This is a genomic window from Candidatus Neomarinimicrobiota bacterium (assembly GCA_016784545.1).
Classification (GTDB): Bacteria; Fidelibacterota; UBA8477; order UBA8477; family JABMPR01; genus JABMPR01.
Map to the genome: position 1 here is coordinate 30695 of JADHUM010000027.1, position 17822 is coordinate 48516.

17 protein-coding genes and 1 pseudogene are annotated in these 17822 nt (G+C 43.7%); 4 read left to right on the forward strand and 14 right to left on the reverse strand.

Annotated features, from left to right (window positions below):
• Positions 1–191: 191 nt before the first annotated feature.
• The 7 genes and pseudogenes from ISR87_07775 to ISR87_07805 all read right to left on the reverse strand — a co-directional run bounded on the left by ISR87_07775 (position 192) and on the right by ISR87_07805 (position 7212).
• Entirely contained in the window at positions 192–884 is a 693-nt protein-coding gene (locus ISR87_07775; protein MBL7025343.1) for an SGNH/GDSL hydrolase family protein, read from the reverse strand.
• Positions 885–922: 38 nt separating this feature from the next.
• A complete protein-coding gene (locus tag ISR87_07780; protein MBL7025344.1) occupies positions 923–3472 on the reverse strand; it encodes a phosphoenolpyruvate carboxylase in 2550 nt (849 codons plus the stop codon).
• A gap of 88 nt (positions 3473–3560) precedes the next feature.
• The gene (locus ISR87_07785) at positions 3561–4196 is read right to left on the reverse strand and encodes a hypothetical protein (GenBank protein MBL7025345.1); all 636 of its coding nucleotides are present in this window, start codon (positions 4194–4196) and stop codon (positions 3561–3563) included.
• Positions 4197–4328: 132 nt separating this feature from the next.
• Entirely contained in the window at positions 4329–4826 is a 498-nt protein-coding gene (locus ISR87_07790) for a DUF4199 domain-containing protein (protein MBL7025346.1), read from the reverse strand.
• 9 nt (positions 4827–4835) lie between these two features.
• Positions 4836–5213, reverse strand: a complete 378-nt coding sequence (locus ISR87_07795; protein ID MBL7025347.1) for a VOC family protein — start codon at positions 5211–5213, stop codon at positions 4836–4838.
• A gap of 100 nt (positions 5214–5313) precedes the next feature.
• Positions 5314–5907: pseudogene (locus tag ISR87_07800) on the reverse strand (YdeI/OmpD-associated family protein).
• Between the two features lie 27 nt (positions 5908–5934).
• Complete coding sequence (locus ISR87_07805; GenBank protein ID MBL7025348.1) at positions 5935–7212, reverse strand: 4Fe-4S dicluster domain-containing protein; 1278 nt, start codon at positions 7210–7212, stop codon at positions 5935–5937.
• A gap of 340 nt (positions 7213–7552) precedes the next feature.
• On the opposite strand from ISR87_07805, the gene ISR87_07810 reads away from it, so the two are divergent.
• The 4 genes from ISR87_07810 to ISR87_07825 all read left to right on the forward strand — a co-directional run bounded on the left by ISR87_07810 (position 7553) and on the right by ISR87_07825 (position 11731).
• Positions 7553–9175: a CTP synthase gene (locus ISR87_07810; GenBank protein ID MBL7025349.1), complete on the forward strand. Its 1623-nt coding sequence runs from the start codon at positions 7553–7555 to the stop codon at positions 9173–9175.
• A gap of 174 nt (positions 9176–9349) precedes the next feature.
• Positions 9350–10033 carry a DNA repair protein RadC gene (gene radC, locus ISR87_07815; GenBank protein MBL7025350.1) on the forward strand — a complete coding sequence of 228 codons (684 nt, stop codon included), beginning with the start codon at positions 9350–9352 and terminating at the stop codon, positions 10031–10033.
• 188 nt (positions 10034–10221) lie between these two features.
• Positions 10222–10770, forward strand: a complete 549-nt coding sequence (locus tag ISR87_07820; GenBank protein MBL7025351.1) for a hypothetical protein — start codon at positions 10222–10224, stop codon at positions 10768–10770.
• A 13-nt stretch (positions 10771–10783) separates the two neighbouring features.
• The gene (locus ISR87_07825; protein MBL7025352.1) at positions 10784–11731 is read left to right on the forward strand and encodes a c-type cytochrome; all 948 of its coding nucleotides are present in this window, start codon (positions 10784–10786) and stop codon (positions 11729–11731) included.
• 9 nt (positions 11732–11740) lie between these two features.
• On the opposite strand, the gene ISR87_07830 is transcribed toward ISR87_07825, so the two are convergent.
• The 7 genes from ISR87_07830 to ISR87_07860 are packed head-to-tail and all read right to left on the reverse strand — an operon-like array spanning position 11741 to position 17551.
• The gene (locus ISR87_07830) at positions 11741–12337 is read right to left on the reverse strand and encodes a lysophospholipid acyltransferase family protein (GenBank protein ID MBL7025353.1); all 597 of its coding nucleotides are present in this window, start codon (positions 12335–12337) and stop codon (positions 11741–11743) included.
• Positions 12338–12340: 3 nt separating this feature from the next.
• Positions 12341–13612 carry an NAD(P)/FAD-dependent oxidoreductase gene (locus ISR87_07835; GenBank protein ID MBL7025354.1) on the reverse strand — a complete coding sequence of 424 codons (1272 nt, stop codon included), beginning with the start codon at positions 13610–13612 and terminating at the stop codon, positions 12341–12343.
• 6 nt (positions 13613–13618) lie between these two features.
• Positions 13619–14176, reverse strand: a complete 558-nt coding sequence (locus ISR87_07840) for a GNAT family N-acetyltransferase (protein MBL7025355.1) — start codon at positions 14174–14176, stop codon at positions 13619–13621.
• 50 nt (positions 14177–14226) lie between these two features.
• On the reverse strand, positions 14227–15594 hold the full coding sequence (gene glmM / locus ISR87_07845) for a phosphoglucosamine mutase (protein ID MBL7025356.1): 1368 nt from the start codon (positions 15592–15594) through the stop codon (positions 14227–14229).
• 27 nt (positions 15595–15621) lie between these two features.
• Complete coding sequence (locus ISR87_07850; protein MBL7025357.1) at positions 15622–16119, reverse strand: GNAT family N-acetyltransferase; 498 nt, start codon at positions 16117–16119, stop codon at positions 15622–15624.
• A complete protein-coding gene (locus ISR87_07855; GenBank protein MBL7025358.1) occupies positions 16116–16499 on the reverse strand; it encodes a DUF423 domain-containing protein in 384 nt (127 codons plus the stop codon). The genes ISR87_07850 and ISR87_07855 overlap by 4 nt, the downstream gene beginning before the upstream one ends.
• Positions 16499–17551 (reverse strand): glycosyltransferase family 2 protein, encoded by a 1053-nt coding sequence (locus tag ISR87_07860; GenBank protein MBL7025359.1) that lies wholly within the window; start codon positions 17549–17551, stop codon positions 16499–16501. Before ISR87_07860 ends, ISR87_07855 begins: the two co-directional genes overlap by 1 nt.
• Between the last annotated feature and the right edge of the window lie 271 nt (positions 17552–17822).

Below are 17822 nucleotides of genomic sequence, written 5' to 3' on the forward strand. Positions count from 1 at the left end.
ACCATATCTGAAAATGAGAGCAAAACAGTGTTTTTTGATTTGAATGTTGACAGGCAAGGGATGTGGCCAATCTGCATACCCCAAAAATACAGCTATAAGCCCTAAATGATTGGAAATTGGGAATAGATGTTAGGCCTTACAGGTCAAAAACGGGAAGCGACGTTGTTTCAACTGACCATATTTTATATTACTTAGGAGCGCTTACTTACTTCCTTGAGTGCCAGCTTAAGTAGTTCTGACATTTTGATATAGCCTGCCTGGTTGGGATGCACCCCGTCATAGGTGTATTTTTCCTTCAGACCATTTTTACTATCCGCCATGGGAGTAAAATAATCCAGATAGATGATCTCATTTGCTTTGGCATATTCCTGCAACATTTTATTCAGCTCCACGATCTGCTCTGCAGGCTGAATATCCTTCTTCCAGGGATACTCGAATGCAGGCAAAACAGACGACAGAACAATATTTATCTCGTTGGCAAGCGCTAACTCACACATGGAAACGATGTAGCCCTGAATCTCATCCAGGGTCATGGGACCAGTGTTCCCGGCAATATCATTCGTTCCTGCCAGAATAACCACCACATCAGGTTTAAGATCAATGACATCCTGCCTGAAGCGCAGCAGCATTTGGGGAGTGGTCTGACCGCTGATACCCCGCGCTATGTAGGAGGAATTCTCAAAGAATTCAGGATAGAATTTTGGCCATCCTTCAGTGATGGAATTCCCCATGAGCACCACTCGTGATTCTCCGGCTGCTGGAGCGCTCAAGCTCAGGTTTTCTTCCTGGAAGCGCTTCAGGTTTGCCCAATCCTGAGCTATTATATCCGGGGACAGTCCGACGAATAACAGACAGACAATAATGATGTGATGAGAAAGTTTCATGCTTTCCTCTGGTTTAGACCAAATATTAAGTTCTAATTTTAAGCTGAATTCCTGCTTGCATTAATGTTCCCATACAGGGATCGCTGAACAATCTTCTCATAGCTACTTTTTTTATCACCACCTTTTTCAATCTTTTGCATGGCGTACTGTTGAATCAATAGAAGAGGTAGTACAATTCGTTTTCTAACTTCAATAGATTCTCTGGAAACTGCTTCTTCCTCCATGAGATGATCAAAACCTGAGATGGATAGAAGCATTTCACTCGATAAATTGTATTCATCCAGAAGAACATTCCAGAATTCAGTATACTCGATATCATTGGCTATATATCGAGTCAGATCAAAATCGCATTTAAAAAGGGACATCATACTATTGAGCATGAGGGCTTTGAAGTAAGGAACATCCACAAACAGTCGTTTCAGCTCATCCAACTTCCCCTTGTCAACCAGCGTTTTAATGGCGGTTCCCACGCCGAAATAGCCTGGCACATTTTGTTTCATCTGACTCCACGAACCGACAAAAGGTATCGCTCGCAGATCATCCAATTCCAATTTCTTTAGAGTTCCCCTCTTGACGGGCCGGCTTCCGATATTGGCTTCCGAATAATATTGTAAGGTGCTCTTATTTTCCAGATAGGGAATAAACATCTCATGATTCTTGAGGTTGACATATTTCTCGTGGCTCAACTTCGCCAGATCCTCGAGCAGGTCCCGCTCCACTTTAGAAATCGTGATCTCCCTGTCGTAAATGACATTGGATAATCCTGCTGTTAGTAATTGTTCGCAATTGTGGGTGAAATGCTCTTTGGTTCCATAACGACTTGTGATGGTCTGCCCCTGAATGGTCATTTGAATTTCATGCTTGGCAATCTGTTTACTCTGCGACGCATAGAAACGATTTGTTTTTCCTCCACCCCGAGCCGGTGGTCCACCACGACCATCAAAAAAGATGGCTTTGATATCATGACGTTCACAAGTGGCTGACAAGGCTTCCTTGGTTTTAAAAATTGCCCAATTTGCCTGGAGATAGCCACCATCCTTGGTTCCATCAGAGAAGCCCAGCATGACCGTTTGTTTATTGTCGCGCTGCAGCAGATGATTTCTATATATAGCTATATTAAAGAGTGTATCCATAATCGCCTCTGATTGACCCATACCTCTCATAGATTCAAAAAGAGGAACAATATCAAAGGGTAGTTGATCGCCCTTCCAACCGCACCATCTAAAAAGTGCAAAAACAAACAGTACGGAAAAGATATCCTCAGAATTACTGATGATATAGCGATGACAGCCTATCTCTCCATTCTTTTCCTGGATCTCTTTCAGGGAACAAATGGTTCTGAGGGTATCTCTGATGAGTTCATCATCATACTGAGTAATATCCAGTAACAATTCTTTTGTAGTGAGGATGGCTATGAGCTCATCTGAATCAAGCTCTTTCAGGTTGGCATGAACCAGCTGTTCTTTCACCAGGATAGCTTCGATTGTATTATAGTGAACATCATGATTCTGGCGGATATCCAATGATGCAAAATGTGATTTGAATATTTTCACTTTATCAATCACTCTGTCCAGATCATCCAGATACAATCCCTTGTTTTTTGTTTGAACTGTATCCCTTACCAGCAGCAGGGGATCGAGGATATCTCTATATGGGATACCTTTGTCAGAATCATATGTGGCTTTGTAGAGTTTGTTTCGCAATTCACCGATAATTTGATCCACACCCTTAAAGGTCAATTTTGATGCCAGGCCTTTGAGGTCCCAATAGTAGCACTTCATCAGACTCATTCTTAGATCATTGGCGACCTGCATGGTCGTTTTTGAAGTGACAAAGGGATTTCCGTCTCGATCCCCTCCTGGCCAAAAACCTAGTTGAATAATGTTAGGGTTGTCAAAGTCATCACTGCCAAGCTTATGCTTGATTTTCCAATAGAGATCCCCAATGGCATCATAATACACATATTTGAGGTAGTAGATCAGATTTTGGGCCTCTTCAAATGGTGTGGGTCGTTTGGCGTTGAGTAATGAGGTCATCCCCAGTTGCTGAAGCACCTGGTCGATATGATTGATATCATTCTTCTTGATGAGTTTCCGTAAATCACTGATGATATCGAGAACCGCCTGGGGGTAAAATTGAGTTGGATGGGCCGTAAGAACCAACCGGGCACTAAATACAGAGAGTTTTTCTAAAATTTCATCGCTTTTGTTTCTGGAGTTTAAGAGGGTAAAAAAATCATTTAAGGAGAGATCTGTGTTGTGTTTTTGAAGCTCACCAAAGGAAGCATCTTCAACACTGTCAAACAAGACCACCTGCCGTTCAACATATTGGATAACATTGAACATGAATTCAATATTTTCAGTTTCCGTACTAATATTTGTATGGGTATTGAAAAATGTATCCAGAATTTCCAACGGTTCCAAACCATCCGCCAGTCCCTTCTTTGCCACTTCGTGCAATAGTGGAATGAGGATTCCAACATTACTTATACTTTCCGACGGAAGATTTAAAAACAGACTGTTGTATATATTAAATTTATTTTTAACCCACTTTTCGTAGGTTTCGATTCGTGCAGATTGATTCTTCAATTACCTATTTATCCTCATAAGCTGTCTCCTGGTCATCATGAGCAGGAGACAGCTTATCTTATCCCAGGGTGAGTGGATTACAACTGTATTATAACCACCCTAATCCCAGACCAAAAATCAACACAGCCAATACATCAATTCCCCAGATTGCTCCTACAGTGACCAGCTTTTGTTTCATAGTGGGCATATCATAAACCCAGAAGGCAACGACAAAAAAGGTGAGATAGCCAAACAGGAAAATAAGGTAGGGAGTATTAGCATCCCAGAAGCTCCAATCCCAGGTAAGGGCGTCCACAGCATTGAGGAGTACCTCGATAAACACACAAAAAATGGAGCCAGCAATAGCTATAAACCATCTGTTTGGAACGCCTAGAATCTTATCCTCTTTATTGGGGAGTAAAAACTTTGTCCAGATAATACCTGACACGGCAAACATAAACATGATTTCAATATTCAGCCCGATGAGGATGAGATATGAGGTGTCACCAGGTGTACACCAGAGTGGCGCCCAACCTGCAAGTTTAAAAATGACTGAGTTCATGATCTCATTGAACCAGTCCATGCCCCAGAAAGCCAGCCCTGCCAGAACGGCAACATAATTCTTTTTCTCCATCTCAACGGCATAGACATAAAACACAAACGCCAGTAATGGAATGACGTACCATTGGAAGTTTGAACCATCACGTAGATGTGTCAGTGCTTGTTGCGAAAAATCACTGGGCATATTGCCTCCCCTTAGTTATTAATTTGAGGTCAAATTAATCCTCAGGGGATAAAGAAAAAGCATAATGACAGGACACACCAGCCAGGTTTCAGGCAAATATCATGTTCTAATTCGAATTACAGCAGATCTTTCCTATGCCTGTGTATTAGCTTCCGGTTTTGATTTAAGAAAGAAGGCAACGACGGCGCTGGTAAAAACCCCCATAACCGGAGCGAAGATCGAACTCTGAATAATATAATTTTTTAGGTTAAAATACGCCTTTGCTTCTGCCAGTGTCGTTAATCCATTCGCAACGCCGTGACTGATGGCATTCTCAAAATAATTGGGGCTAATGACATAAGCTGTAATCATCTGGCCAAAGGGGCTTAGTACTCCAACGATAACCGAGATAATCACGCCGCTTATAAGTCCCTCCATATATGTCATTTTTCCACTCAGATCAGTGGCCCTTTTATCCCTTAATGCGAAGACATAAACTGCGATGGCTATCGGCGCAAAAAAGTTTGTATAGGTCGCATGCATATCGATGTGGGTGCTGTGCAGACCAGTAAGACGTTCCAGAAGCATCCAAGCCAGGGTCACCCCCATAAAGATGAGAGCCCATTTTATTTCAGTTTTGAATTTGTTCACCGCATCCTCCTATTGTCTCGAATGGATTCCGATGGAATTACCTTCACTATCTTGAAGTATGGTAACAAAGCCATGTTCTCCAATGGCATGTTTGGGAACCAGGACTTTGCCTCCAGCTGCAACCACACGTCCTTCCTCCCCAGCACAATCCACTGAGTTGAAATAGACCATGGTTCCACCTTTTCCTGGTGAGTATCCATCACTCTTCACCAGCGCTCCAGCTGCATAAAGACCGTTTTCAACCCCTGGGAAACCCATAAGCTGTTCACCGCCGAAACTGAAATCTGTGAACTCCCCACACTGTAATACTGACGAATAAAAACTGACTGCCCTATCCATATCCTCGACATAAATCTCAAACCAGCCAACGACGTTTGATTGACTCATAAAAAACTCCTTAACTTGATTAAATACATGACTCCATCGGTCACCTTTTAATATTCACCTTGTCCAGTTAAAATACAAGCCCGTTTAAAGATTTAGCTTTTCAGCGACGGTATTTGTCAGATAGCCCCACACCATCCAGGATCATGGGGATAATTTTTTCCAGGCGATTGAGTTTTGTTTCCGCTCGTTTTGCGTTAGAAATATATTCAGCATATTCCCGTTGTTTTGAGAGGGTCAAGGTCTCAAAACTGGAGCGTAAATTCGAATGGGATTCTAAGGTTTTTTCAAGTTCTGCGGGAATAATAATTGGCTTCCTGGTATTTGCTTTGATCTCTTTGCCAGCCTTTTGGTTATCTATTGCCTCCAGGGTATAAATCTTGACCACTCCGGCATCTATTTCATCAACATGCTGAAAACGCATCTGGCGTTGAGCTTTGGTCACACCCTCCTGGGCATTTACCAATAGACCTTTTTCATCTTTAAGCAAGGCACCCTGATAGAACCACAAACTGAAAAACGCTTTATATCCACCAATGCTAACGATATTTTTTTTCTCATACATGTAAACCGGACCACCCCACTTAATGGTCTCCTCTAAATTTAATTCTTTTAGGATTTTTCTGAGCTTCGTAATTGCTTCAGCCCAGTGGGGTTGAGATTAGATATATTGATCTACATTTTTGGCTTTAAGCATGTTTACATCTAAGCGGGTTTTGGGGGTTTATCCACTACGACGGCTCACCAGTTTATTTAGGAAAATAGATTTTAGGGGCTCAATAGCCATGAGTGCTTTTACAGGTGATGTTTTTTCCAGGACACTTAGAACACGTCCCAGAGTTCGATGACTAAATCCATCGTAGTCATAAAAGATTAGATCCGAAAGCTTACCCCGTTCTATGGCCATGGCAGCATATTTATCAAAACTGCTTTCAGGGGTATAAATTCTCTGGGGACGCGCTTTCATTGTTGCTGAACCCGTAGTACAATAGGTTGGACAAACACCGCACCCCAGGCAAACTTCTTCATCCCGCGTGGCTTTTTGCTTCTTGCGACCATCCTGCTCATACTTCACCATTTCAATGGCATCAACTGGACAGGCAGCTTCACATTTTGCGCATCCCGTACAGGTCTCCTCATTGATATCCAAAATCCAGCTTGAAGACACAATGGCATTATTCATATCGAAAGTCTTTATGGCTTCCATCATCCCACAGCAACATCCACAACAATTACAGATATAGCTCAAGTCATTCTGGACATTGTCTCCTGTTTGGGCCAGGCCTGCCTCCTTGCTCATTTCCAACAGGCGCATGGATTCTGAGACAGAGATATGTTGAGCCAGACCATTGTGGACCAGGACATCTGCGGCTCCTCCAAAGGAGAGACAATTACTCTGCTCGTGGTCACAAGCTTTTCCAAGATGCTCGGCCTTGTGCCGACAAGCGCACAGAGAGACTGCATGGGAACTGGCGTTTTTAACCACATGAGATGCTCTATCATAATCCAGGATTTCGATATGATCACCCTGGGGTAGAGACTCCTCTCGGGGGAGCGAACGCCCCACCTGGGTTTGTCCTTCAAAAACAGCTCGACTGAAACGATCATTTTCAAGCATATATTTTTCGAATAATCGGGCTATTTCTGCCATGGGAGCATCCGGTCTGGATCGCATAAAGGTGTATTCAAAAAAACCAATGACTACAGGTGGGAGGGCAACATAGCGGCGGCCTTTACGCTCAATATCCACCACAAGCCCACGATGCGCTAAATCCTGGATCAAATCGTTTAGCCTGTCCTCGTCCATATTGAGTTTTACTGCTAATTTGGCGGTTCGAGTTGGTATTGTCGGGAAACGGCGTACGAGTCTGGCTTCATCAGGTGTAAATAGGAGTTCTAAAATTTTGGTAAAGGTAGGTGAGGCTGGCGCGCCCGTGATATGTCGGTCAAAACGTTGCTGAAGCAGACGGTAGTCTCGGTGCTCACTGACAATATGTCCCATAGTACCCTCGAATTGATTAGCGAATAATATAGCTGCGAAGAGCAACAATATATGCCCTGTTTTTCATTGAAAGAGCTTGGCCTTGGGAGACCTTTTACTATATTGCTCCACATGAGAGCTGGCATTCATGTGACCCAAAATTTCCCCCTCATCTCGGACCTCACAAAAGCAACAACCCTGGCAGGTTATGCTTTAAACCGATGGAAGCTTCGCATAAGCTAAACCATGCATTTCAAGGTGGAATATATCAGTCCCAACGCTTTCACACTGGCACTGTCTCCACCAGCAAAACAGACTCCACCTAACTTACAGTCAATTAAAAGAAATATTTGAGGACATTATGGAAGCGCATCAAGCCAAACACATCATTGTAACAGGGGGGGTCATCTCCGGTCTTGGGAAAGGTATTGCGGCTGCTTCCCTGGGAATGTTGCTGGAGCTAAAAAACAAAAAAGTAACCATCCAGAAACTTGACCCCTACCTGAATGTTGATCCCGGCACCATGAATCCATTCCAGCACGGAGAGGTATTTGTTCTTGATGATGGGACAGAAACCGATCTTGATTTAGGTCATTACGAACGATTTATTGATGCCGACATGACCAAGGCTAATAACAGCACGGCTGGCAGTATCTATTATGAGGTTTTGGAGAGAGAGCGTCGCGGGGACTATCTGGGTGGGACTGTACAAATCATTCCACATGTCACTGATGAGATCATCAAAAGAATTGAAAAGCCGGAACGAGTTGATCCAAACCTGGATGTGGTTATTACCGAAATTGGTGGAACCGTTGGTGATATCGAAAGTCTTTCCTTCCTGGAGGCAGTTCGACAATTTCAGCAGGCTCGTGGTCATGAGAATGTCATCATCCTGCATGTTACCCTCATTCCATACATTGAGGCCAGCGAAGAGCTAAAAACAAAACCCAGTCAACATTCTGTCATGCGCTTAAGAGAGATAGGTTTGCAGCCAGATATTCTTTTGTGCCGTACCCAGTATGAGCTAACCGATGATGTGAGACAGAAATTGGCCTTATTCACAAATGTAAAGCCCAATGCTGTGATTCAAGGTCTTGATGCAAAATCAATTTATGAAGTCCCCCTCCTCCTGCAAAAAGAACACCTCGCTGGTATTGTCATGGAAAAACTTCACATGGAAAACGTTGAGTCTGATACCTCAAAGTGGGAACAATTTGTCCATCACATTTTAAATCCTGAAGATAACATTACCGTAGCAGTGGCCGGTAAATACACAGCCATGGTGGATGCGTATAAGAGCATCATTGAATCCTTTATTCATGCTGGAGTCGACAATCGATGTGAAGTGAAAGTTGAATTTGTGGATACCGAAGATCTGGAGTCTGATGCCGGTTTGGAAAAAGTATTGGGCCATGTTCATGGAATTTTAATACCCGGTGGGTTTGGCTCTCGAGGCATCGAAGGTAAAATTCGAGTCGCCCAGTATGCGAGAGAGAAGAAAATCCCATTTTTGGGTTTGTGCCTTGGTTTACAGGTGGCAGTCATAGAATATGCCCGCAATGTCCTAGGTCTGGAAAATGCAGACTCTGAAGAGTTTTCAGAAACCTCCCCTCATCCTGTTATTCACCTCATGCTCTCACAACATCATGTGACCCACAAAGGTGCATCAATGCGTTTAGGCGCTTATGATTGTGTCCTCAAGGAGGGAACCAAATCCTTTAATGCTTATGGTGAAGTAAATATTTCTGAACGTCACCGACATCGATTTGAAGTAAATAATGAATATCGGGATCAACTGGAAAAAGCTGGTATGATCATTTCGGGAGCATCTCCAGACAACGAGTTGGTTGAGATGGTTGAGGTTGCCGATCACCCCTGGTTTATTGGAACTCAAGCCCACCCCGAGTTCAAATCCAGAGTAGCTAAAACACATCCTCTGTTCAAAGATTTTGTAAAGGCGGCACTTACCTTTAAAAATCAATAAACTGAGTGCGAACATTTCATGTGTTCAACAAGGCGTGATCTTTTCCATTCCTGGCATTGAACTTCAAACAATAATTTTTAAATTTACACCCTGATCAGCTAACCCTATCTCAGTAGTTACAATCGACTGGTGTCAATGACACCAAATTTCACTTATCTAGATTGGGAGTCTACCATGAAAGCAAAAGCTGTTTCAAGTTCAGGTCATCGACAGAGATTGAGAGAACGATTTTTTCAAAACGGAATAGAATCCTTCCACGATTATGAGGTTCTGGAACTCCTCCTCACCCTTGCAACACCTCGAAAGGATATGAAACCTCAGGCAAAAGAATTGATTAGACGATTTGGAAGCCTGGCCGGAGCGTTGGAAGCTCCCACTTCGGTTCTCCTCGATATAAAAGGCTTGGGGCTATCAAATGTTTTTGCCCTTAAACTTCCCAATGCTGTAGGCCGGAGGTATTTATTTGAACAAACTGAGGGCAAAGATTATCTCAGATCCAGCAAAACAGTTAAGGATTACCTCACCCACAACTTGCGGGAAAGGAATCGCGAGGTCTTTCTGGTCATTTTTCTGGATGGTCAAAATCAGATTATCAAAATGGAAGAGCTCTTTACCGGATCGCTCACTACTTCGGCCATCTATCCCCGGGAAGTCATCCAAAAGGTATTGAGTTATGATGCTGCCAGCGTCATTCTGGTACACAACCACCCCTCAGGGTCCCTCACCCCCTCAGGAAGTGATCGGGCAGTGACCAAAAAGTTGAAAGTTGCGCTGACATCCATTGATGTTGAAATCCTGGATCATCTCATTGTCGGTGGGAACGATTTTTTCTCATTCGCCGATCATCGACTTTTGTAATATCCCATAATCCTTCATAGCAGTCAAATAAGACCTGAAAGTGTAGACATATCCCACATCATGTTTAGAATTGCATCTTATTATTTTACCTAAACCTACGACAGGCCAAAACAGCATTTTATATTGACAACTATTAAATGTGATATATATTCTCATCATTAAGATTTAATTATCATCGGGGAGAATGTTTGAGAAATATATATCTAATTCTATTGGTGGCAGGGTTATCATCTTGTGGCTTGTCGCCCAATGCTGATCCAACTGCCCGTCACGCTTCAAGGAGAGCTCACTCAGGTAAATATATCATCGAGCAAACACATGTGGCCGGGAGCCGCAATCTATTTGTCCAGCCAGACGGCATGAATTGTCTGAACTCCAGCAAAGCAGTGTCAGAGTACCTGAATACGCATCATCGTGATCGCAATCGTGATGCTGTCTTAATCATTCTTCTTGATAAAAAAAACCAGGTTATAGATATGAATGAGTTAGGACCAGAAGTCCTCTCAACCCCATCGATTTACATGTCAGAAGTAACACAAAAAGCCACAGATCACAAAGCCGCCTCAGTAATTTTGGTCCAGTGCCTCCCCTCAAGATCATCAACACCTTATAAGAACGACCGGGAAATTTCTAAAAACTTGAAGCAGGCTCTAGAAACCATCGATGTCGATCTCTTAGATCATCTCATTGTGGGTCGGACCCAGTGCTTCTCCTTTGCAGACAATCAATTGCTATAATACGGAATAAGTCATGAAAACTATTTTTGTGCTAGTCCTCACATTTTGTTTCATCTCCTGTGGTATTTTTTTGCCCATCAAAGTTGATCAGGCTGAAGATATTGATGTGGAATCGACACCTGAACGTCTTCAGCGAGGTGAATATCTTGTTGAACATGTCGTGGGATGCGCGGATTGTCACAGTCAAAGAGATTGGTCTATTTTTATGGCACCCGTCAAACCAGGTACTCGCGGTGCTGGAGGCGAAGTCTATAACGAGGAAATGGGAACTCCAGGAACCATCTATGCTCCCAATATTACCCCCGCTGCTTTAGGATCCTGGACTGACGGTGAAATTATTCGAGCCATAACCAGTGGCGTGAACAAGGATGGAATCCCGCTTTTTCCCATTATGCCATATCCTAACTATGCCCGAATGAGTCGGGAGGATATCTATAGCATGGTGGCTTATATCAGAACCCTGGACCCCATCCCAAATGAGGTTCCTCCGCGAAAACTTAACTTCCCCCTTAACCTGATCGTTCGGACCATCCCAAAGCAAGCTGAGTTTGGTAGCCTCCCCTATAAAACTGATGCCATCGCCTATGGGAAATACATGACCACGGCGGCAGGATGTACTGACTGCCATACCCCTATGGAGCAGGGAATGCCTATAGATGGGATGGAATTTGCAGGTGGCTTCACCATGGGGATGTTGTCTGGTGGTACTGTGAATTCAGCCAACATTACGCCCCATGCCACAGGAATTAAAAGCTGGACGAAAGAGGCCTTTATCCAGCGCTTTAAGGTCTTGGACAATCCTGCAGCCCGCGAAATTCCTCTTGCAAAGGGTCAGATCAATACACCAATGCCCTGGACATATTATGCCACAATGAAAGCTGAAGATTTGGGGGCGATTTACGATTATTTACGAAGTATTCCTGCCATAGAAAACACAGTTATTAAATACCCCGAATTGTAGGGCATGAATTTAGGCTTCTTGCTCTTCTCTCAAAATGATGTCTGACTCAAGTTCAGGATGATCTCCCCTGATATCAGCATAAAACTCCCGGAGCATATCCATATCCTTCTTGATATCTCCCGAGAGGTTTATTAGCGGACCCGTTCCCACAGTTTTTGTGGGGAAATCTACATATCCAAGCAAAAGTGGTACCTGTGCCGAATATGCCATATGATAAAATCCAGATTTCCAGTGATCTCGCTTGGCTCTCGTTCCTGAGGGAGCCAGGGCAATCATCAAATTCTCATTTGCTGCAAAATGGTCAGCTATCTGCTCAACAACACCATGAGTACTTCTGCGATCAATAGGTATTCCACCCAGCCATTTCATAAATCCGCCAAAGGGCTTTTTAAACAAGGTGTGCTTACCCAGCCAGGACACTTTAATACGATCCATAAACATGGCTGCCAATAGAAAGATAAAATCCCAATTGCTGGTGTGAGGCTCACAAATCAGAATATACTTACCCCTTGTAGGCAGATGCCCTTCGTATTTCCAGCCCGTCAATTTCAGCCAGATTTTACCCAGCATCAATTTGATCACCCCTGAGCGTTTGTTCTTATTCATGATTTACACTCCCAGATTCTTGTTTCGCATCGATCGTCCTGCTAAATATCCAGTTGACCAGCTTGAGGTCAGATTATAGCCACCCGTTTCACCATTTACATCAATAACCTCGCCTGCAAAATACAGATTCTCCGCCAACTTGGATTCCATGGTAGTTGGGTCTATTTCTTTTAAGGAAATCCCACCTGAAGTTACTATGGCATGATCATAGGAATCATGACCAATAACTTGCATGGGAAATTCTTTGAGCAACATCCTCAACCGTTTCCGCTCTTCTCCAGTCACCTGATGTAATTTCTTCTCTGGATCCACCTCCAGCAAATCTACAAATAGATCGATCATTTTCAGGGGCAAAAGAGATTTCAGCAAGCTTCTGAAATTCTTTTTGCTGTTATTCGACAACTCTCTAAGCAGTCGTTGATCCAATTTCTTATGATCCAGAGCAGGTTTGAGATCAATTTTGATTTGAACTTCCCTCCGGGAGTCAAGCATGGTCACCAGGGTTTCACTTAAGGTCAAAATAATGGGACCTGTCACTCCCTTTCGTGTGAACATCATTTCCCCAAACATTTCAGTGACTTTTTTGCCCTCATCCCAGATTGAGAGAGAAATATTTCGCAAGCTAACACCCATCACTCGTTTTGCAATATCACCGGCAGTTAAAACGGGTACGAGAGATGGAGCCGTATCAACGATGGTATGGCCAAAGGCTTGAGCCATGGCGTATCCCTCTCCAGTTGATCCAGTTGCCGGGTACCCCAATCCTCCAGAGCAAACACACACCTGATCCGCCAGCACTTGAGTCTGATGTTCTCCCTGTTTTACCTGAAGAATATATTGACCACCATCATTTTTTTCAATTCTGGTCACATGTGCTTTCATGGCGATAGGGATATTTAATTCGCTTAGTTTCTTTTCGAACGCTACAGCAATATCCGTCGCTCTATCGCTCTCACAAAAGTAGCGCCCACCCCGCTCCAGCTTTGTAGGAACCCCCAGATCATTTATATATTTGAGCAAATCATGATTGAAAAATTGTGAAAACGCATACTTGAGGAAACGACCCTTCTTCCCAAATCGGTTCAGGAAGCTCCGCATGCTCTCTTCATTGGTGATATTGCAGCGACCCTTGCCTGAAATACGCAGCTTGATACCTGTTTTATGCATTTTTTCCAGAATAACAATACTATGATCAGGATTGTGGGCCTCAACGCCAGCAATAAGTCCAGCTGGGCCAGCACCAATAATGACGGTATTGTAGTGAGGCTCTAGCATATCAAATCATTGCGTATGTTGCGCCAGCCAGGTTGATGACAGTATCCCATAGACAGCCAGATCGACAAACTGATCCCACTTGATGGCATGTTGTTTGAGGACACCTTCCGGCTCCATGCCTATTTTTTGCATGACCCGTCCGGAGGCTGGATTCCGCGTCATGTGACTCGCATGAATTTTGTTCAATTGTATTATCTCAAAGCCATATGCCAGCACCGACGTTGAGGCTTCAGTGGCAAAGCCCTGACCCCAAAAAGGTTTACCAACCCAGTAGCCAAGTTCGGCACGATTGAATCGACGTGTAATGGTGAGGCCAACAGCACCCAACAATTTGTCTGATTTCAGATCAACCATGGCGAAAACCAAACCTTCGCCTGATTCAAAATCTTTTTGATGGTTTTCCATCCAGGTCTCTGCCATGCCATCCAGATATGGGTGGGGAATATTGAGGGTCATTTCAGCAACCTCAAGAGCGCCAGCTAACTTCTGTATCTCCAGGGCATCAGATGGTTGAAATCCTCGAAGTAGGAGACGATCTGTTTTGATTTCCGGATAATTTTTCATGGGATACTTACACCCACGCTGGTGTTAGCCATCATATGGATTGCATGTCGTTATAATAAATCCTGAATCTCCGTTTTAAACTCACTCACCAGAGAAGCCGCAATGGTCTGGGTCGAAGCTTCAGCAAAGATACGGACAATGGGCTCTGTGTTTGAGGCACGAAAATGAACCCAGCGATCCTTCCAGCTAATCTTTACCCCATCTTCAAGATTGGGAACAAGGCTGGCATATTTTTCCGCCAGAGACTGAAGAATTTCTGCAGGTTGATACCCTTGCACATTGATTTTATCCTTCACCATCTCATACCGGGGAAGATCATCTGCGATTTCACGTATTGATTGCTTTGTTTCAGCCATAAGCGACAGAATCAGTCCAGATGCTACCAGGGAATCACGACCCAGGTGAGATTCAGCTAAAATTACGCCGCCATTACCTTCGCCACCAATCAGTGTGTCTTGTTGTTGCATTTTACGGGCAACATGAATTTCACCAACGGGTGTTCTTATAACGTGTCTTCCATAACGCTCAGCCAGATCATCCAGAGCTTTGGTTGAACTTAAATTGGTCACCAGGGGTCGACGATCATCCTCGCTGGCATGTCGCAGGGCATGGTAGGCGGCCAATACCAGTGTGTATTCTTCAACCAGGGGATTTCCAAAAGCATCAACAACAGCCAGCCTGTCAGCATCAGGATCCGTAGCAAATCCAATGTCAGCACCTAATCGACTCACTGTCTTTCTAAGTTCCATGAGATTTTCAGGCAAGGGTTCAGGGGTATGGACAAAATTTCCATCATTGTTGCAGTTGATGGGAAATACTTCGCATCCCAACCGCTCCAGGAAGGCAGGTAAAACTTCTGATCCAGCACCATTAATGGCGTCAATAACAACCTTGGGTTTCAATTCTCGAATAGCGCTCACATTCATGAGGTCCAGGGCCATTACATTCTCAATATGCCGTTCAAGTCTATCATCAAGTTTGGTTACGGAACCGCTCCGCTCAGTATTTAAGGGACCAGATTCCTTTACCTTTGCCAATTCGATTTGAAGCTGCTTGTGCTCATCTGAGTCAAGAAACAGACCTTCAGCACCAACAAATTTCAAGGCATTCCACTCAATGGGGTTATGACTGGCGGTAACAATGATTCCACCTCTGGCATTCAGGTCTTTCACCATAAGCTGAGCAGTTGGCGTGGGACATATCCCACAATCAATGATTTCACACCCCAATTGGCTTAAGGTTTCTTCAACTATCCCTTTGAACATTTCTCCTGATGGTCGACTATCCTGGGCAATAACGATCCGCCCCTTATCCATGAGTTGAGCAAAAGCTCGTGTGTATACTTTAACGACCTGTTCGTCGAACCCATCATTGATGATTCCGCGGACTCCTGAGATTCCTGAAATTAAAATTGGCATATTTCCTCCCTGGGGGATAAATCTGATTTAGATCAGTTTATACCCATATAGATGTTCTATGGTCGTTTTACCGATGGTAAATGGTTTGCTATCCTCAAAGATGAATCCCTGACGATTATACCAGTCAATAGCTGGCAGATTTTCAACCATGACACCCAGCCAAACACGATCAACGTTATAATTTGTTTTAGCGATATTGATTCCGTATTCCATCATACGCTTTCCCAGTTTCAACTTTTGATACGATGGCAATACATAGAGCGATGTAATAAAAAATTGGAGGTCCTGTTGATTCCAGTATGTTTTACTATAGCCTACAATGAGATCGTCAACCAGAGCGACACAACCATCAACTATTTTTGAATCATACAGATTCTGAAGTTTTTGAAGAGCATAGTAAGACTCATGGAAATCTTTTCGGTCTTCCTCAGGAACGAAGGCCCCATAAGCATCAGCCCAGGTTTCCCAGGCAACCCTTTGGATAGAGGGCAGATCGGATCGACGCCAGGGACGTATTCCATTCATGATCGAAAAGTAGCCTTAAATAGTGAGATTGCTAACCATGACCACCCTAAAATAAGTGCAACACCACCAATGGGGGTAATGGCTCCAAAATATTTCTTTCCACTGAGAGCCAGAATATAAAGGCTTCCTGAAAACAGCAAAACACCCGAGATAATCATGTCCCCAGTAACGTTCAATGCTTTGGGGGTTAAGTAATTTGATAAAGTTGGCAGAAGTAGGAGCAGGAGGGCATGAATAGCCTGGTAGAAAACTGCCTTCGCCCAAATGTTTTGGCCGTAGCTATCCAAAATTGATTTTAAGGCATGTGCTCCAAATGCACCTAAGGCAACCGTTAGGATTCCAAATAGGGCCCCTATGAAGGCAAAAAACGTTGCCGGCATCATCCCTGTATGTCCCTGGCTCGCTTACGCCCGCGTAAAAAGTATTGAAAGAAAATGGATCCGCCATACATCCTTCGCAGAGTCGCCGTTACTGCTTGAGGTTTTCGCTTTTTACCAGCTTCTTGATGTTTCTTTATCAGGAGAAAGGGGTGGGAAAAATTCCATCCAATAGACATGGTAATGGCAGCCATGCGTTTCCAGTCACGAATCAAGGCTGAGAATACAAAGGCCACTCCTTCAAGAGTAAGACGGGCTGGTAATATGGCAGCGAGATAGGCAAAGGGGTAATTCTTGACAATCATCATCAGATTATTGCGATGATTCAAATACTTTTTCTGGTAGCGATCAGGTGGAAGGGTCCAGCCGGAATGATGAAATATTCTTGATTTTGGGGCATTGACCACACGCCAACCTGCATTATGGAATCGCCAGCATAGATCAATTTCTTCCATATGGGCAAAAAAATCTTCGTCAAACAAGCCAACATCCTCAAGGGCTGCTCCGCGTATCAGGAGAGCTGTTCCGCTGGCCCAAAAGATATCTCTCGGTGTATCGTAATAGCCATCATCCTTCTCAGTAGTCGTGAAAATTCTACCCAGAGCGTAAGGGAAGGCCAATATATCCATCAGCCCACCGACACCTCCTGCATAGTCAAAGACTTCAGGGTTTTGAGCGGACATAATTTTGGGTTGCACTGCCGCAATATTGGCATCCATCTCCATCTGTTCAACCAGAGGGGAAATCCAATCCGAATCATGAGTTGTATCGTTATTAAGTACGAGGTAATATTCTGATTCAGTTTCTCGCAATCCAACATTACAGCCACCTGCGAATCCCAGATTTTCAGAATTTTGAATAACTTTTACACCAGGGAATTCTCGTTGAACAAAGGCAACACTATCATCTGATGAGGCATTGTCTACGACAACAATTTCCAGATAATTATACTGAGTGGCTTCCAATGAGCGAAGGCAGGGTTCTAACACCTCAATTCCATTCCAATGCGGAATGATAACTGTCACTTTGGGACCATTTTTTTGTATTGTTGTCATAGCTTAAAAGATACACGAGAGGAATGGTGATTCAAATCATTGTGGATTTAAAAAGTTCAATCAACCAGAGGTTTTCTGCAACAACACAAATGGATGGCATCCTAAATGCACCAGAACGCTTGGTTTAAGACAATTGAAGTTCCCCCGAAACCTGGGCTAAAAAGCTTCTAAAGTATTGGTGAGTAATGACTTGGCGGATTCTGCAAGTGGCGGAGGCTGTTTTTATAAAAAACGGGGGTACTTCGTATTGCCATAAAAAGGATAGCGCCCT